This window comes from Bacillus bruguierae, assembly GCF_037104725.1.
Lineage (GTDB): Bacteria > Bacillota > Bacilli > Bacillales > Bacillaceae_G > Bacillus_A > Bacillus_A bruguierae.
The window spans coordinates 172,322-190,854 of sequence record NZ_JBAWSX010000003.1; the positions used below are offsets into that span (position 1 = coordinate 172,322).

General features: G+C 37.7%; 13 protein-coding genes and 1 riboswitch. Of the genes, 5 read left to right on the forward strand and 8 right to left on the reverse strand.

The window, feature by feature from the left end:
- Nucleotides 1-700: 700 nt before the first annotated feature.
- A complete protein-coding gene (locus WAZ07_RS07525) occupies nucleotides 701-835 on the forward strand; it encodes a hypothetical protein (RefSeq protein ID WP_090918060.1) in 135 nt (44 codons plus the stop codon).
- A gap of 415 nt (nucleotides 836-1,250) precedes the next feature.
- Here the strand turns inward: WAZ07_RS07525 and WAZ07_RS07530 are convergent, their stop codons facing one another.
- The 4 genes from WAZ07_RS07530 to WAZ07_RS07545 form a co-directional block, all read right to left on the reverse strand.
- Nucleotides 1,251-2,459, reverse strand: a complete 1,209-nt coding sequence (locus WAZ07_RS07530) for a NupC/NupG family nucleoside CNT transporter (protein WP_336471953.1) — start codon at nucleotides 2,457-2,459, stop codon at nucleotides 1,251-1,253.
- Between the two features lie 553 nt (nucleotides 2,460-3,012).
- Entirely contained in the window at nucleotides 3,013-4,731 is a 1,719-nt protein-coding gene (locus WAZ07_RS07535) for a C40 family peptidase (protein ID WP_336471954.1), read from the reverse strand.
- Nucleotides 4,732-4,942: 211 nt separating this feature from the next.
- The gene (locus tag WAZ07_RS07540) at nucleotides 4,943-5,815 is read right to left on the reverse strand and encodes a D-amino-acid transaminase (protein WP_090918055.1); all 873 of its coding nucleotides are present in this window, start codon (nucleotides 5,813-5,815) and stop codon (nucleotides 4,943-4,945) included.
- Between the two features lie 261 nt (nucleotides 5,816-6,076).
- The gene (locus WAZ07_RS07545) at nucleotides 6,077-7,999 is read right to left on the reverse strand and encodes an LTA synthase family protein (RefSeq protein WP_090918054.1); all 1,923 of its coding nucleotides are present in this window, start codon (nucleotides 7,997-7,999) and stop codon (nucleotides 6,077-6,079) included.
- 641 nt (nucleotides 8,000-8,640) lie between these two features.
- On the opposite strand from WAZ07_RS07545, the gene WAZ07_RS07550 reads away from it, so the two are divergent.
- Both WAZ07_RS07550 and WAZ07_RS07555 read left to right on the forward strand, forming a co-directional pair.
- A complete protein-coding gene (locus WAZ07_RS07550) occupies nucleotides 8,641-9,003 on the forward strand; it encodes a YkvA family protein (protein ID WP_336471955.1) in 363 nt (120 codons plus the stop codon).
- A gap of 32 nt (nucleotides 9,004-9,035) precedes the next feature.
- Nucleotides 9,036-9,527, forward strand: a complete 492-nt coding sequence (locus tag WAZ07_RS07555; protein WP_336471956.1) for a metal-binding protein — start codon at nucleotides 9,036-9,038, stop codon at nucleotides 9,525-9,527.
- Nucleotides 9,528-9,790: 263 nt separating this feature from the next.
- On the opposite strand, the gene WAZ07_RS07560 is transcribed toward WAZ07_RS07555, so the two are convergent.
- The gene (locus tag WAZ07_RS07560; protein WP_170857764.1) at nucleotides 9,791-9,964 is read right to left on the reverse strand and encodes a hypothetical protein; all 174 of its coding nucleotides are present in this window, start codon (nucleotides 9,962-9,964) and stop codon (nucleotides 9,791-9,793) included.
- 422 nt (nucleotides 9,965-10,386) lie between these two features.
- On the opposite strand from WAZ07_RS07560, the gene WAZ07_RS07565 reads away from it, so the two are divergent.
- Complete coding sequence (locus WAZ07_RS07565; protein WP_336471957.1) at nucleotides 10,387-12,048, forward strand: lactate permease LctP family transporter; 1,662 nt, start codon at nucleotides 10,387-10,389, stop codon at nucleotides 12,046-12,048.
- 58 nt (nucleotides 12,049-12,106) lie between these two features.
- On the opposite strand, the gene WAZ07_RS07570 is transcribed toward WAZ07_RS07565, so the two are convergent.
- Nucleotides 12,107-12,802, reverse strand: coding sequence for a DUF2642 domain-containing protein (locus WAZ07_RS07570; RefSeq protein ID WP_336471958.1), 696 nt, complete (start codon nucleotides 12,800-12,802; stop codon nucleotides 12,107-12,109).
- 97 nt (nucleotides 12,803-12,899) lie between these two features.
- Nucleotides 12,900-14,258, reverse strand: coding sequence for an arsenic transporter (locus WAZ07_RS07575; RefSeq protein ID WP_336471959.1), 1,359 nt, complete (start codon nucleotides 14,256-14,258; stop codon nucleotides 12,900-12,902).
- Between the two features lie 199 nt (nucleotides 14,259-14,457).
- Nucleotides 14,458-14,573: riboswitch (TPP riboswitch) on the forward strand.
- Between the two features lie 247 nt (nucleotides 14,574-14,820).
- On the opposite strand from WAZ07_RS07575, the gene thiC reads away from it, so the two are divergent.
- Nucleotides 14,821-16,581 (forward strand): phosphomethylpyrimidine synthase ThiC, encoded by a 1,761-nt coding sequence (gene thiC, locus WAZ07_RS07580; protein WP_336472105.1) that lies wholly within the window; start codon nucleotides 14,821-14,823, stop codon nucleotides 16,579-16,581.
- Between the two features lie 323 nt (nucleotides 16,582-16,904).
- Here the strand turns inward: thiC and WAZ07_RS07585 are convergent, their stop codons facing one another.
- A complete protein-coding gene (locus WAZ07_RS07585; RefSeq protein WP_336471960.1) occupies nucleotides 16,905-18,263 on the reverse strand; it encodes an arsenic transporter in 1,359 nt (452 codons plus the stop codon).
- Nucleotides 18,264-18,533 lie beyond the last annotated feature (270 nt).

Consider the following 18,533-nt stretch of genomic DNA (forward strand, 5'->3'; position numbering starts at 1 on the left):
TAGCCTCCAATGCTTTTGTTTTCGTGTTCTCATTATAGCAACTGATTTTTTGCGAAAATGGGAAATCACACAATTACAAACCATTCGTAACAGTTCATTAATAATCTGTAATATAAAAAGAAACATAAAAAAAATGCTTTTTTCTTATGTTTTAAGAGATTCTATTACATGTTTAAAGATTGGAAAAGCGAAGTAAGATATTGCAAAGCAGTTAATCGTATTTCACTCACATTACAAGGTTATTATGGAAGTGTTGCATAAATAGAGGATTTTATTAATTTATAAGCAATATAGTTATAGAATTATAATTAATTTGTGTCGTTTTTCACAATTTATAGCCCGATTTTAAGAAAAATCATCATTTAATTGTTACAAAAAAAGAAGGTTTCATAGAACAAATTTGGCTTGTTTCATTTCTGTAATAGTATGTAAATGAGATGATTGAAGGGCTTGGTTAGTAATGTTTCTCAATATATGTGAGTAGATAAATGGCTTTGTAAAATATCATTTATGATTGCAAGCGAGAAGGCAGATAGAACGAATTGGAAGCATCGTTAGGCATGCGATGCTTAATTTTGCATGATATTGACAAAAAAGTGTCGAAAATGTGTTGTCACTTCTTTCTATATGTGCTATATTATTTCCTGTAAGCGATTTCAATTTAAGTTTCATGGCAATCAAGGGGAGGACATCAAGAATAATGAAACGTTACGAACGAAAGTGGAAACATATTTGTTTAAAGCGTGCTACACAACGAGCGGTACATGAAAACGCAGAGCAGAAAATAGAGAAAACTACAGAAGAGCGAGAAAAGCAACTTGTCTCGCAAAAGTAGCATCCACTTTTTTTCGTATATATTATAAGAAAGTATTACGTTCATTGGGGGATGGGCGTGAAGTAACTTTCAACTAAGGGGTATTAGTTCGATATATAAGTTTTACGGCTAAAAATAAGCGCAGAGCATACGGCAGCTCTGCGCTTATTTTTTTAACTTTTCCTATATATAAGTTAAAAAACGAAATAAAAAACCCCTTTCTTTTTAGGGAAGGATGAGAGCATCTGGCCGTGCATAGAAACTCCTGCTACATGCGAGGTTAGAACAAAGGAAGCAAGCAAGTAGCGGTTATGTTGTATTCTACATAGCGGCGATTTATATGTCGAAAAATTAAAATGGATATAGATAAGAATCAAGTGTAGATAAAAAGTCCCTCTTAAGTTAAAAATGAACTTAAGAGGGACTTGTTGATTTATTAAAACATCATACCTGCTACAGCAGCGTTTAAGAAGTTTGCTAATGTACCTGCAATTACCGCTTTAATTCCCAATTGCGCAATTTGTTGACGGCGTGAAGGAGCAAGTGTACCTGTCACACCTAATTGAATCGCAATAGATGAGAAGTTTGCAAATCCGCAAATTGCAAACGCTAAAATAATGTTTGTTTTATCAGAAAGCTCTGCCATATGCTTAGCTAAGTTTCCGTATGCAACGAATTCATTTACTGCAAGCTTTTGTCCGATATAGCCAGCAGCTTGAATCGCTTCATGAGGCGGAACCCCGATTAGTATAGCGAATGGAGAAAGGATGTAACCAAAAATTAAGTCAAGGCTTAATTTGATATCAAACAAAGAACCGATCCATCCTAGTAAACCGTTTAATACAGCGATTAATGCGATAAACGCCATAAGCATTGCTGCAACGTTAATAACAAGTTGCATCCCTTCAGATGCACCGCGTGCTGCTGCGTCAATAACGTTTGCATCTGTACGCTCTGTAGAAAGCTCTACGTCGTTATTTACTTCTTCTGTTTCAGGCATCATTAATTTTGCGATTAGTAAGCTTGAAGGTGCAGCCATAATAGCAGCTGCAAGTAAGTGTTCAAGTGGAATTCCCATTGCCGCATAACCAACAAGAACTGATCCGGCAACAGCTGTCATACCGCTCACCATAATAGCGAAGAATTCACTATTTGTTACGCGATCTAAGTAAGGTTTAATTAAAATCGGTGCTTCCGATTGTCCTAAGAAAACAGTTGTAACAGCATTTAAGCTTTCTGTTTTTGAAGTTCCAAGAAGTTTGCTTAACCCGCCGCCAATAATTGTAATAAACCATTGCATAATACCAAAATAATATAATACGGCTACGAGTGAACTAATAAATACAATTGGAAGTAATGCTTGAATAATAAAGACGAAGCCCCAAGGCCCTTTTGGGTTAGCTAAACCACCAACAATGAATCCAATTCCTTCATACGAGAAATTAATAAGAGTTTGTACGCCGTCAGCAGCATGCTTTAAAGCTGCTTTTCCTGCGTCCCATCTTAAGACGATGAAGGAGAAAGTAATTTGAAGTGCAAGCGCAATTGAAATTGTGCGCCAATTAATAGCTTTGCGATTGGAAGACAGTAAAACTGCAATTACCAAAATTCCAAGCACGCCGCCAATTCCCCATAAAACATTCATGCTTGTAAATCTCCTCTCTGAATTATCGAAACATTACAAATAGTAGAATTGCTCCGTTTCTCTGAAAACATTATCTTATGTAACTTATCACACCAGACATCAGAGGTCAAACGTCTGTAAAAAAGTCAGAATAGGAAAACAATAATTGGAGTAAACACATATACGATGAACAATTGAGATATAAATCCATTTTGATTTTTCAACATATAAGTTGCTGCTATACAGAAGTAATTTGCACTCGCTTTCCTCCTTTGTTTTAACTCGTGCCAGGAAAACCATCTAAAAGGAAAAGGGTTTTATATTAGTTTTTCCATTTGTCCTTATATATATACTGATTTTTATTTTTCATCATCTGAATCGCTGCCACGCAGAACGAAACAGGATCTGCACTCGCTATCTCCCTGTGTTTTAGCCCGTGCCCGTGGCAGGAAAAGATCCTGACCGCTTCTATGCATGGCCAGATGCTCTTGTCCATCTAAAAAAGAGGGGTTTCTCCATTTGTATATATAACAAAAGAGCCTTCTAGTAATCTAGAAGGCTCTGAAACTATTAATTAATAAGGCTTAGAATATCCTAAGAAATGGCTGCTCCAATATGAGTTACTTAATGATGCTACTTTAACTCCATTGTCCCCAGCTTGAATAAATCTGCCGCCGCCAAGGTAAATACCCATATGAGATGGACCAGATTTATATGTGTTTTTGAAGTAAATCAAATCGCCTGGCTGTGGGTTAGATGTATGTTGGAAGCTGCTCCAATATCCAGCCACGCTTTGACGACTGATTGAATAACCAAACTTTTTATATACGTGATAAATGTAACCACTGCAGTCAACACCGTTTGCAGAAGTGCCGCCCCATACATATGGAACACCTTCCATTGATTGTGCGTATGCAAGTAGTGATGAAGTATCACGAGAGTTATTGCTTGTATTGTTATTATTGTTGTTGTCAGATGGTTTATTACTTTGTGCACCATTTACAAGCGTTTTAGATAAGAAGCGAGTTCCTACATAGCCAGTGCGGCCGTTATAGTTAATTTTGCTCCAGCCGTATTCGTTTGCAAGTACTTGTACTTTTTGTCCTTGCGGCAACGCGCCGATTACACTGTAGTCCATCCCAGCGCCGCCACGTACATTTAGTGCGCTTGCATTGACGTAATATTCTCCGCTTCCTTGAGATGAAGTTCCGTTGTTATTGTTGTTATCAGCTGGTTTATTATTTTGTGCACCATTTACAGGTGTTTTAGATAAGAAGCGAGTTCCTACATAGCTAGTACGGCCGTTATAGTTAATTTTGCTCCAACCGTATTCGTCTGCAAGTACTTGTACTTTTTGTCCTTGCGGCAATGCACCGATTACATCGTAGTTCATCCCAGCGCCGCCGCGTACATTTAGTGCACTTACATTGACGTAATATTCTCCGCTTCCTTGAGATGAAGTTCCGTTGTTGTTTGCTGGCGGATTAGATGTAGAAGTACCGCCTTTTACAAATTTCACAAATTCGCTGCTAACATAACCTGTATTTCCGTTGTGCTTCACTTTGAACCAACCATTTTCAGCGCCAATAACGTTTAATGTTTGTCCGTTTAATACGCCGCCAATGATACTATGGTATGTAGCTGGGCCTGTACGAACACGTAAAGATGTAGCGTTTACAACATAAGTACCGCCTGTTTGAACTGTAACATTGTTGTTATTTTGTACAACGTTTGTATTAGAACCGCCTTTTGTTACATAGTCTTTGCTAACATAAGCGTTTTGTCCACCGTAGTTAATTTTGAACCAATCCTGTACTTCACCAATGACTTGTACAACTTGTCCTTTATGTATAGAGCCTAATTGTGTGTGTGACGTGCTAGGGCCTGTACGAACACGAAGGGAAGATACATTTACTGTATAGTTTCCACTTGCTTCTTTAACAGTTGAATTGCCTTGTGATTGAGAGCCTGTATTTACAAATTCGCCGCTAACGTAGCCGATTTTTCCATTATAGCTAATTTTGTACCAGCCGTTTTCTTGTCCAATTACGTTTAGTGTTTGTCCTTCATATACACGAGACGCAATGTCATAAGAGGTGCTAGGACCTGTACGAACGTGTAATACGTCTGCATTTACTGTGAATTTTGCATTACTTTTTGGAGCTGCTTGAGCTGTTTGCGTTGCGGGTTGTTGTGCATTTTGGTCAGGAGGTGCTGCTTGAGCTGTTCCCATTGCTGGGACTGCTGCACCTGCTACAGACACTGCTGCGAGACCAGCAAGATATTTTTTCATAGTTTGTCGATTCCTTTCTGTCTGTGTTTTAGGTGATGAAAAAATTACCAACTATAAAAAATTCTAAAATGGTTGTCGACTGATGTCAATGTTTATAACAAAATCCATATATGGTAAAAAAGGATATAAAAAAAGAAAGGTGCTAAATTGCACCTTATCTTGGGAATTAAATCTATATATTTACAAGAAATAGATATATCATTATTCGTTTTTAAGGTAAAAAGGCGTTGGAAGTCGAAAAGCTTTGCATAAATGTCTTTTGCAATAATTTTGTGACAGGACCTACTTGTCCGTTTTGAATAGGGGTTCCATCTAGATGGGTAAGTGGCATTACTTCAAAGGTTGTGCCTGTAAAGAAGCATTCATCTGCTTTATATACATCATGAATACTAAATAATTCTTCTTGCAGGGAAATATGTAATGTATGGGCAAGCGATATAACATATTGCCTAACAATACCATTTAAAATGAGATGGTTTGCAGGATGGGTGTATAGTATGCCATTTTTCACAAGAAAGAAGTTAGAATGACTACCTTCTGTGACAATGCCATTCCGAACGAGAAGAGCTTCTTTGCAGCCTTTTCGCTCTGCTTTTGTATTAGCTAGTATATTTGGTAACAAATTTAATGACTTAATATCGCAGCGAAGCCAGCGAATATCGGGTTCTGTAATCGCGCGAATTCCATATTCAATCCATAAAGCAGGTCGCTCTTTTTTTCGAATGTAAGCATAAATAGTTGGAGTTGTATCAAAAGAGAAGGCATGAACGCGAGGTTTGACACCGCGTGAAATTTGTAAATAAATGATGCCGTCTTCTTGAAATTGATTCTTTTCAAGTAGTTCGTATAAGGATGAGATAAGCTCAGCTTTTGAGAGAGTAAGGGATAGCTCAATTTCTTCCATAGAGCGGTATAATCTTGTTATATGTGGATCTAATAAGTGCAAAGTACCTTTGTAAATACGAATAACTTCATATATGCCATCACCGAACTGTAGAGCGCGCTCTTCTAAATCAATATGAGGTTGTTCTTTTTCTGTATCAATCATTTTTCCATTCCATAATACAAAGCGTTCAGGCTTCATGTTTTCCCCTTCCTTCTCCAAGTAGTGTTTGCACATACAAATTCGAAGGTTGAAAGACAGAATCCTGCTTTATGATACAAAAAAACAACGTTCTACTGTAGAACGTTGTATAAGGAGGATAGCTTGTTTATTAGGGACAAAGCTTATATGTTTTATTATAGATATGTTTCGTGAATTTTATGTAAAATTTTGGTGAAGGTTGTGTAATGATTACGTAGCATTTTTCTTGAATTGATGTCACCGCATAAAAAAAAACGCTGATTACTCAGCGTTTTTTTCTTTAATGGTTGTTTTGACTGTACCTGTTTTTATTTTGTTGCCTTCATAGAAACGAAGTAAGTCGCCTTCAATAATTTTATCTGACATGTGCAGTTCATTTTGTGCACGGTCGATCATTGCCTGTGCTTCAGCTTTTGGTACTTGCACAACTTCACCTGTCAGGCGGTTATAGAATGTGTTATTTGTGTACGTGTATTGATCTGTGATGAAGCTTCCATCACGTAATACGACAAATGGTTTTCGATCTAGTGCAAACAAGTCATGCCCGAAGCGAATGTCATTTGTTGTATCAACACCTAGTAAGTGAAGGATTGTTGGTTTTACATCAATTTCTCCAGCAGGTGCCGTAATTGTTTTACCTTCTTTTTGACCAGGAACGTGAATGAAGAACGGTGTACGTTGTAAGTTCATATGGTCAAATGTTGTAATTTCTTCTTTTCCTAAGAACTGTGCCATTGCACGGTTATGGTTTTCAGAAATACCATAGTGGTCACCGTAGAATACAATAACAGAGTTATCGTAAAGACCTTCTGCTTTTAAACGCTCAATAAAGTGTTTTAACGCCTCGTCTAAATAACGAGCTGTTACTACGTAATTGTCAAATACATCGTCACCAGAGTTATAAGGTTCAATTAATTTTGTTGCCTCGTTATAATCAAATGGATAATGGTTTGTTAATGTAAGGAAACGTGTATAGAATGGCTTCTTAACATTTTTTAACATATCCACTGATTGATCAAAGTACTCAATATCTTTTAAACCCCAACCTAATTTTGTTTCAGGTGTAATTTTATAATCTAATTCGTTAAAGTAACGATCGTAACCAAGTGCTGGATACACGATGTTACGGTTCCAGAACGTTGCGTTATTTGCATGGAATACAGCCGTGTAATAACCTTGCTGACGCAAGATTTCTGGTGTTGCAATAAATTCATTGTTACCGTGTGTAAAGAATACAGCGCCGCGATCTAATGGATATAATGAGTTGTCTACAAGAAACTCTGCATCAGATGTTTTACCTTGACCTGTTTGATGAAAGAAATTTTCAAAGTAGTAACTTTCTTTCATGAACTGGTTTAAGAATGGTGTCACTTCTTGGCCATTTACTTTTGAACCAAGTAAGAATGTTTGCATTGATTCAAGAGATACAACAATTACGTTTTTCCCTTTTGCTACGCCGAACATATTTGGATCTGGCTTTTCTTGTACTGTCTTCACATAGTTTTCTGTTTCTTGTAATTTACTTCCATCTGCAAATGCTTTTTGTGAACTTGATTTTGCTTGTAAACCAAGATCATATATTTGGTGTGTATATAAACCTAAGTTTTTCACGAGCATGACGCGGTCAAATGAACGCGTTAATAATTCAGGACGCTCTGTTTCTGCGAGTCCTAAGTTTGCAAAGAAAATTGCGATTGTTGATACAAAATATAGTGAGCGCATTGGACGTGAAACACGCTCTGTTTTTGCATAATCTTTCTTTTTCTTTAAAAGAATGAAGAAGAAGATAAGATCAGCAAACGCAACAACAATCTTGTAGTTAAAGAGCGATTTTACACTAGAACCAAGACTACCAAAGTTTGACGTTTGTCCAAGTACAGGTAATGTTACGAAGTCATTATAGAAACCATAGAACATTACGTTACCAACAAGAATAATGGTAAGGACAAAGTCTATTCCGAGTGCGATATAGTTTCGTTTCTTTCCTTTTGCAAATAATGCAAGACCCACTAGAAATAATGATGTTGCTAATGGGCTAATAAATAAAATAAATTCTTGCATGAAAGATTCTAATTTTAAGTCAAAGCTAGTACGTGTAATAATGTACGTTTTTAACCATAATGTAATGGCGATAAAGAACGTAAATCGCACGTTTTGAAATTGTAATTTCAAAGATTCCTTCATCCATTTTCACCCTTTCTCTATCAGGCTTGGTCAATTTTTGAGAGAACAATGCTAAAATAAAAAATACATAGTTTTCTTTGCCATGGATAGAGTTTTTTTCTTTCGTACATCCATATATGACTTGAACTATGCATACCTTTTGTTTTCCTGCTTCTATGTTGTTCCATAAGCACAACGTCATTTTTGTATTATACAACAAAATTTGGCTGTTAGGAACACACTGAAATCTTACATTTTTTTGTATTTTTTCCGTTGTAGCTGACAGTGAAAACTTTAACATTGGTTTATATGCTCGTCAACTAAAAAATATAACAAAAGTGGGAAAGAATATGTAGTGAGATTAAGTATTATAAATTGAGAAAAGTTTAAAAACATGAAACGAACACTTGTTCTTTTTGTGCTTATTTGTTATAATGAGAGCATATGATAAGTAACGTTGCCAAGCTAGAACCTACACTATATTGTATGTGTGTAAAGTTTGCTTATGTTGTAAATAAACTCGGTATATATAGAAATAATATGAAATTTCCATTAGCAGGAAATCCTCTCCTGCTAATGAAGTGCTCTTATCAAATTTCTTTATTTTGTCACAGATTGATCGCGAATAGCGGTATAAAAGAATAACGAGGGGAGATTTCATAGTGAGAGAGAAATTTTCGGTCGAAGCGTTTTGGAATAAAGTAAAATATGCGGCGATTAAGGCAGGACATTCGGTTATTTATACTAGTTTGCTCCTGTTTTATGTATTGCAAAAACGAGATGTTCCAAAACGAGTAAAGCTTGTAATTGTTGGTTCTCTTGCGTACTTTATTGCACCGCTTGATGCGATTCCTGATTTTGTAGCTGGACTTGGTTATACAGATGACTTAGGCGCATTAACAGCTGCACTCGTACAAGCTGCTATGTATGTTGACGAAGAAGTGAAAGAACAAGCGCGTACAAAACTGGGAGAATGGTTTGGTTCTGATGTGGATACGTCACTTATCGATCAAAAGTTAGATTAATGCAGTGAAACGTCTAACGGAAGGAATGGGATATGCCGTCAGGAAAAACACACACGAAGATAAACTTAGTTTCTCTTCCTATTGTATTATTTATGCTCGTTTCTTACGGGGTAACAAATTTTGATTTTTTGCTTACGTTTGCGATTGGATTTATTGTTGGAACTTATTTTTTAACACCCGATTTAGATATTCATAGTGCCGCTTATCGGAAATGGGGATTACTTCGAATCTTTTGGTATCCATATCAAATTGTGATGCCGCATCGATCACCGCTTACCCATACAATTATTATCGGTGATTTAATTCGTCTTCTCTACATGCTGCTTGTTTTCTCACCATTTTTATACATGTTAAATAAAACGGTGTTAGAGGGAAAGCTAGCAGAGATTGCAAAGGCACATGAGGTAGGAATTGTCACGTTTGTACTGGGTGTTATAGCTGCTAGCACATTACATATTATAGCGGACAGTGTGAATACAAGGCGGAAAAGGATGATGCACCGCAAACGGAGAAAGAGAAGATAGTAAAAGCACTTGCACACTGCAAGTGCTTTTATTCTTATATATACCGGATTATATTGAAAGTAAAATAGGGAGCTGACTAAAAAAGTTCATTTTTCGGTAAGATCCAGTTCAGCGGCTCGACTACTCATATGTTGAATATCATCGAAAGGTAGATATATTCTGTCGAAGCGTCGATATATCGGTGGACACGGAAAAAAGAACTGACTTCAAAAGGCACTTATGTGCCTTTTGGGCCAGCTCCTTGTTCCTTATATACAAATATACTATCTAGCTGTGACATCTTTCACTGCTTCAGAAATACGATCAACTGCTGCTTTTCCAGCATCTTCAACAGTATCGATAGCATTTTGCATTGCGTCACTTGTTGCTTCAATGCCGCGTTTTGTTTTATTACGCCCTTCGTCAATAGCAGATTGATTTCGGTCTTGCTTATCCATTCGCTATCCCTCCTAAAATCAGTTTTCAACTTTAGTATGAGAAAATATTATTTTACTATTCACGAATTAGAAAAGCTGTAAACAACACTGCTATTTGAACAAGTGCATCAGTTCCGGCTGTTATTTCCTATGTTTAGGTTATCATTTGTTGAAATTTGATAGAGGAAGATTTTCTTTATGTATTAAGTAATTAAAAAATGAACATATAATCATACCACAATTGTGAAGAAGTGAACAAAGAAATTGTGAATAAAATTCGAAAAATAGGATTGTAAATAAAGGAAAATATGATAAAGTATAAATAGCACATCGATGAAAACGTTTTCCTAAACGTTTTATTTTTAGACATAAAGGTCTGATGACCTGGTGGTCTACTTATATGATTGTTAGAGAACAGGGGATACTAGAGAGGAAGAGGGACTATGAGCACATGGACACAAATTTATGATCCGCTAGGTAACATTTGGCTTTCGGCAGCGGTTGCAATGATTCCAATTATATTTTTCTTTTTAGCGTTAGCGGTTTTTCGTATGAAAGGCTATGTTGCGGGATTTATTACAGTTGTATTAACAGTTATAATTGCACTTTTCGTTTATAAAATGCCATTTACGATGGCGATGGCAGCAACCAGTTATGGCTTTGCTTATGGATTATGGCCGATTGCGTGGATTATCGTTATGTCAGTGTTTTTATACAAAATCTCAGTAAAAACAGGACAGTTTGATATTATTCGTGCATCAGTTCTTTCTATTACAAGTGATCATCGTTTACTTGTCATCTTAATTGGCTTTTCATTCGGAGCGTTTTTAGAGGGGGCAGCCGGATTTGGGGCACCGGTAGCAATTACAGCAGCGCTTCTTGCGGGACTTGGTTTAAATCCGTTATACGCAGCCGGGCTTTGTTTAATCGCAAATACAGCGCCGGTAGCATTCGGAGCTATGGGGATTCCGATTTTAGTAGCTGGTCAAGTAACAGGTATTGACCCTCATAAAGTAGGGCAAATGGCTGGGCATCAATTGCCGCTTCTATCATTATTTGTTCCATTTTTCATCGTATTTTTAATGGATGGATTAAAAGGTGTGAAACAAACGTGGCCTGCATTATTTGTAGCAGGCGGCTCGTTCGGGGTTACGCAGTTTATTACAGCAACATACCTTGGGCCTGAGCTTCCAGACATTACATCGGCATTAGTAAGCTTAGTGAGTTTAGCATTATTCTTAAAAGTATGGCAACCAAAGGAGATTTATCGTTCTGGAAAAGGACAAGCAGAAGCTGCGGCAACGGTAGCTGCTGGTTCTACAATGAATTTAACAACAGGAAAAGTTTTAAAAGCATGGTCACCGTTTATTATCTTAACGGTAATGGTTGTTATATGGAGCCAGAAATTCTTTAAAGGTTTATTTGTTCCAAGCGGCGCGCTTGAAAGTTTAGTGTTTAAATTTAAAGTTCCGGGTCTGCATAATTTAGTAATGAAGGCAGAGCCGATTGTTAATAAACCAACGCCGTATGAAGCTGTATTGAAGCTTGATATTTTATCGGCAACAGGAACAGCAATTTTAATTGCATGTATCATTACAATGTTTGTTTTAAAAATGAGTCCAAAACAAGCAGTAGCTACATTTAAAGAAACGTTGCAAGAATTAAAAATGCCAATTCTATCAATTGGATTAGTACTTGGTTTTGCATTTATCGCAAATTACTCTGGACTTTCATCAACGTTAGCATTAGCGTTAGCGGGAACGGGAAGCTTATTCCCATTCTTCTCACCATTCCTTGGATGGATTGGGGTATTCTTAACAGGATCAGATACATCTGCAAACGCATTGTTCTCAAACTTGCAAGCAATTACAGCGCAGCAAGTAGGTGTAAAGGAAGTATTACTTGTTGCGGCAAATACAACAGGTGGTGTAACAGGTAAAATGATTTCGCCGCAATCGATTGCAATTGCATGTGCGGCAGTTGGACTTGCTGGGAAGGAATCGGATTTATTCCGCTTCACATTGAAACATAGCTTATTCTTTGTAACAATCATCGGCATTATCACATATATTCAAGCTTATTATTTAACTTGGATGATACCTTAAAAGGTAAAGGAGCTGACTTAAAAGGGGGAGAATTTCCTCTTTTGAGTCAGCCCTTTTATTATTTATGATTTTGATACGGAAAATGGATTGCTTTAATATGGTGTAAATTAAAATGAAAATGCTGGTTACGTGCTGTAATAAGTTCAATTTGATTGTCGGTCACTTCAACTAACTTTCCGATCTTATAATTTGTTGCACCTAAATCGAGTAAGATAATTTGTTGTTTTAGTTTTTTTATTTGCTCAGAAAACGTACGAGCAAGCGTAAGTTTGGAGGGTGCTGGCGATAGTTTCTCTCTTTCTAAGCCATAAGGCGTTTCTGCTTCTTTATACGGAATAAGATATTTTACGTGATGAAATGGGATGTATAACGTTTGATAGACAGGTGAGAGGAAGACAAAATAGTCATTCATAATATGAGTGACATACCCATGTAAGAAATGTTCATATGATAATGCAAGTTCAATAAATTGTCCTTTTGCTACTTGCAATGTTTTTCGAAGCGAAATGGCGGATTCAGTTGATATCATATCTTGTGGTAATAGAGATTCTGGAATTGTCAGATTATCAAATTGTAATGAGTCAATTATCGGAGTTAAGTGTTGAATGTGTAAACTAGAGATATACATGTATTTTTCTCCATCGTACAATACAATAATATCTGATCCTTTATCAATCATAATTCCTTCAAATGGAAGGTTTCCAGACAGCGTTACTTGCACGGGTTGATTGATATATTTTTGTAAATGAAGCATAGTAATCTCCCTTCTTGTAATTACATACGTTTTTTCTTCTAACTTTTAAGCTGCGAAGATAAAGTGAAACTTCCGTCAGTGGGGGTCTTACTGCCCGTTAATGCAGGATAAATGTAACCCAATAATATAAGCAAAATAGCGTGAAAATGACAGTTGGCGGAATGACGAGGAATGTGGCTTTCATATACGTGCCCCAGGTGATATTTACTTTTCCTTTCCTTGTAATAAACATCCACATTAAAGTTGCTAATGTACCGATTGGCAGTAGTAGTGAACCCATGTCACTACCGATGATATTTGCAAGATAAATCGTTTTCAATGTAATAGGATCTAGCCCCATTTCGGTAAGAGTGATTGTACCAATCATTAAGGCAGGATGGTTATTAAAAATGTTAGAGAGGACAGAGATTAAGCCTCCCATAATAAAGTTTGCATGAAATAAACTACTGGTGATGAGTGGATGAAGTTTTGTAACGAGCAGTTCAGTTAAACCGATGTTATGAAGTCCGTATACAATTACGTACATAGAAAATGCGAAAACTAACACATACCAAGGTGTTTTTTTAATCATATCAATCGGTGGGATGCGCAGTTTGTACCATCTCCAACCGAGTAAAATAATAGAGCCAATGACTGCTGTGATGGCGATGGAAAATTGAAAGTATGATGCGATAAACAAGCTGATACGAACGCATAGAACAAATAATAGAATTCTAAACATAAATCGTGTTCGCTTCCGATTTTCAGCTACCTCGGATCGTGGTTGCAAAGGATGAAAGGATTTTTTTACGAAATTTTCATCTAAATGTATCGGTAAGACCGGGAGTGTTTTTGGTAATTTTTTCTGATAGGTGAGGAATAATAGGGACGCCATAAAGAGGAGACCTAAAGTGGCAGGTACAAACATCATTGCTGTATGCATGTATAAATCCATATGAACAATTTTTAAGGCGATTAAATTTACAATATTGCTTACGCCAATCGGTACACTTGAGGCAGTAGCAATGAGCGCACCGCTTACTAAGTAAGGTGTTTTTTGATTATGTGTAAGTCGTAAATGGTGTAACAAAAGCAGTAAAATGGGAGTTGTAATTAAGATGCTACCATCGTTATTGAAGAATAATGTCATGAGAAAGCATAGAAGATTTGTATACCAAAACAGACGAATACCAGAGTTTTTTGCTTTTTTCGCAAGTTGAACGGCACACCAGTGAAAAAAGCCAAAACTCTCTAGTACGATTGCCATGACAATGGTAGCCATAATTGTTATGGCAGCGTCAATAATTTTTGAGCTAATATCACCTAAGTCGGTAAAAGAAACGGCACCGCTTAAAATGACAATCATTGCTCCAACTGTTGCTGGAATCGCTTCATTCATTCCTTTTGGTCGCGAAAAGATGATAAGCATAGTTACGAGAAAAGTGAGTATGGTTATAGTAGATTGTAGGTTTAGCAACTCTTTCACCCCCGTTCTTAAAGCGAAATGTCCGTACAAGACGTATGTCCTACACCAACTTATATTATATATGTATGAAGTGTGGATTCGGCTTGTACTAAGTGAAATAACTATTTTTTGAGTGAAAAAGAAAAAATGTAAATACCTTTGCATTTGTTAGACAATGATGTATGATAGGAGCGTAGTAAAAATTTAATCAGTGATAAACTAGGGGTGCCCAAGAGAGCTGGGCTGAGAGAGAAGCGTGTTGAAGCTTCTTAACCCTTTGGACCTGATCTGGTTCGTACCAGCGGAGGGAAGTTGTCGGCTTTACATAACAATGTCTTATGTTGCCAGGTCCTATTCTTTATTATGGGCCTGGCTTTTTTATTTGGGCATTGCTAGCCGCTAGTTCTCGTCCTTGTCGTAAGAAAGGTGGAGCCGACTGTTTAGACCCGTCGGCTAAGGTTCTTTCGCACAGAAAGCGCTTTTTGTTTTCTCGTGCGGAAGGTTCTTAGACGGAAGGGGTTAGGAGGCGAAACTGGATCTAAAGAAAAGCGAAGACACAGGGGAGGAAAAAATGATGAAACAATCTGTTTCAGCTGAGCAAATTGAGTTGAAGTCAAGTTTACCAGGAAGCAAGAAAGTATATGTAGAAGGTACGCGTGAAGGCATGAAAGTACCAATGCGTGAGATTGCACAAAGCGATACAAATGGTGTGCCAAACCCGGCTATTCGTGTATATGATACGAGCGGTCCTTATACAGATCCGAATTACAAAGTGGAGTTAGAAAAGGGATTGCAGGCGCCGCGCCGCTCATGGATTGTGGAACGAGGAGATGTAGAGGAGTATGAAGGTCGTGAAGTGAAGCCGGAAGATGATGGGGTGAAAGCAGCGTCTACACATACGCCTGTATTCCCGCAAATGGGACGGAAGCCACTCCGTGCAAAAGACGGGGCAAATGTTACGCAAATGCATTATGCGCGTAAAGGGATCATCACACCGGAGATGGAATATGTAGCAATTCGCGAAGGTATGGAGCCGGAGTTTGTGCGGAAGGAAATCGCTGAAGGCCGCGCTATTTTACCAGCAAATATTAATCACCCAGAAGCAGAACCAATGATTATTGGCCGTAACTTCCATGTGAAAGTAAATGCGAATATTGGGAACTCAGCTGTTTCATCATCTATCGCTGAAGAAGTTGAGAAGATGACGTGGGCAACGCGCTGGGGTGCTGATACAATTATGGACCTTTCTACCGGGAAAAATATTCATACGACGCGTGAATGGATTATACGAAATGCTCCTGTACCAGTTGGAACAGTGCCAATTTATCAAGCGCTTGAAAAGGTAAACGGAATTGCCGAAGATTTAACGTGGGAAGTATACCGTGATACGCTAATTGAACAAGCAGAGCAAGGAGTAGACTACTTTACAATTCATGCTGGTGTACTGCTTCGTTACATTCCGCTTACAGCAAAGCGTGTAACAGGAATTGTATCACGCGGCGGTTCGATTATGGCGCAGTGGTGTTTATACCATCATCAAGAAAACTTTTTATATACACACTTTGAAGAAATTTGTGAAATTATGAAGAAGTATGATGTTTCCTTCTCTTTAGGAGATGGATTGCGCCCTGGTTCAATTGCGGATGCAAACGACGAAGCTCAATTTTCTGAGCTTGAAACATTAGGGGAACTTACGAAAATTGCTTGGAAGCATGATGTTCAGGTGATGATTGAAGGGCCAGGACATGTACCGATGCATTTAATTAAAGAGAATATGGATAAAGAACTCGACATTTGTCACGGTGCACCGTTTTATACGCTTGGACCGTTAACGACAGACATTGCACCTGGTTATGATCATATTACTTCGGCAATTGGTGCAGCGATGATTGGCTGGTTCGGTACAGCCATGCTTTGCTATGTAACACCGAAAGAACATCTTGGCCTGCCAAACAAAGATGATGTTCGTGAAGGTGTTATTACGTATAAAATTGCCGCGCATGCTGCTGACCTTGCAAAAGGTCATAAAACAGCACATCAGCGCGATGACGCTCTTTCAAAAGCGCGCTTTGAATTCCGTTGGCGTGATCAATTTAATTTATCATTAGACCCTGAGCGTGCAATGGAATACCATGATGAAACATTGCCAGCAGAAGGAGCAAAGACAGCGCATTTCTGCTCTATGTGTGGTCCAAAGTTTTGCAGTATGAGAATTTCGCATGATATTCGTGAGTATACGAAGGAGAATGATTTAGAAACAACAGAAGCAATTGAGAAAGGTATGAAAGAAAAAGCAGAAGAGTTTAAAGAAGCAGGTAGTCAGTTATATAGATGAGTAGAAAGACTGAAATGAAAAACCTGAAGTATATAAATGCAAATTGAAAAACCGACATAAAGATCCCTTTTTTAGGGGTGGGCGAGAGCGTCTGGCTATGCATAGAAGCGGTCAGTGCCTTATTCTGCCCCGTGCGATATAAAACAAAGGTAGAAGGCAAGTGGAGAGCCTGCTTTGTTTTGTGTGCTAGGGTTTTAAATAGATTTATGTAGAAAGTGCCTTTCTGAACACCTTTTCAATCTATGATCACGTGTACCTAACCTAATATAGATAATCATCCCCCTGCTGAGCGAGAGCAGGGGGATTTTGTTTCGTTTGATAAGTTAACGAGCAAAGACGAGCTGTACCCAGTAGAATAAGAGAAAGAGGGTTACGATTGTGGTGAGTGGAATGACAATTAAGGAGACGTTCAAGTAATCTTTCCATTTTATTTTAATTTTATTTTGCTTTAGGATATGCATCCAAATAAGAGATGCAAGTGTACCGATTGGTAATAACAATGATCCTATGTCGCTACCAATGATGTTTGCAAGGTAGATTGTTTTGAGGGTAATAGGATCTAATCCCATTTTTGTTAAGGTAATGGTTCCAATCATTAGGGCAGGATGGTTGTTAAAAATGTTTGATAGAATTGAAACGAGTCCGCCCATGATAAAACTTGCGTATAATAAACTTTGATTCACAATCGGTTCGCATACTTGCACAAGCCAAGTTGTTAATCCAGCGTTATGGAGTCCGTAAATAATAACGTACATGGAAAAAGCAAAAACGAGAATGTGCCACGGTGTCTTTTTTAATATATCGACTGGATTTGTTCGTAAATAATACCATCTCCATAGGAGCAGAACGAGAGAGCCGATTACGGCAACAATTTCAATCGGAACTGCAAAGAATGAGGCAACGAAAAGGAGACAGCGCATAAGAAAGACAAACAGTAACACTTTTAACATAAATTTGGAGCGTTTGCTTTTTGTATCAATAGAATCTGTCCCTTTTAATGGGTGAAACTGTTTTGTGAAAAAGACTTCTTCAATGTCATAAGCGGATGTTGGTAGTTTTTTTGGTAATTTCTTTTTCACAACCATATACATGAGCCATGACATAAAGAGGAGCCCTAACGTTGCAGGTACAAACATCATCGCTGTGTGCATATAGAGTGTCATATGAACGATATTTAGTGCAATTAAATTTACAATATTACTAACGCCAATTGGAGCACTAGAAGCAGTTGCAATTAATGCGCCGCTTAATAAATATGGAATTTGTTGATGTGGTTTTAATTGGAGGTTTTTCAGAAGCAAAATTAAAATTGGTGTTGTTATTAAAATACTACCATCGTTATTAAACAACAATGTCATGAGAAAACAGAGTAATTGAATGTACCAATATAGACGACGCCCGGAGCCTTTTGCTAAGTTTGCGAGCCTGGCCGCTGCCCAGTGGAAGAAACCAAAACTTTCTAATATAACAGCCATAACAATTGTGGCCAGAATGGTAATAGAGGCGCCGCCAATTTTACCAATGATATCTGCAATGTCACTGCGTGATACGAGCCCGGTAATAATGATAATCCCCGCTCCAACTGCAGCTGGCCATGCCTCATTTAATCCTCTTGGCCGCCAGAAGATGATGAGCATGGTGAGGAGAAAAACGAAAACCGTAATCCAAATTTCAATACCCATAGCTAGCCTACCCTTCTTGATTCTTTAGTTTGAACAAGGGGATTTCAACTTGTCCGAGACTTTCTACTTAATTATATTCAAATTGTTAAAAGAAGGCTTGAGGCATTACACTAACTATTGTAAATATGGGCGTTTGATACTTTAGGGAAAAGACATAGCATATAGGGAATATTGAATGAAAATAGGCGCATATCCAGTATGTGCCTATTAGGTATTTATAAGAGAAAAGTTGCTACGTGCATCTACCTAATTTTCTTTTGGTAGGTAAAT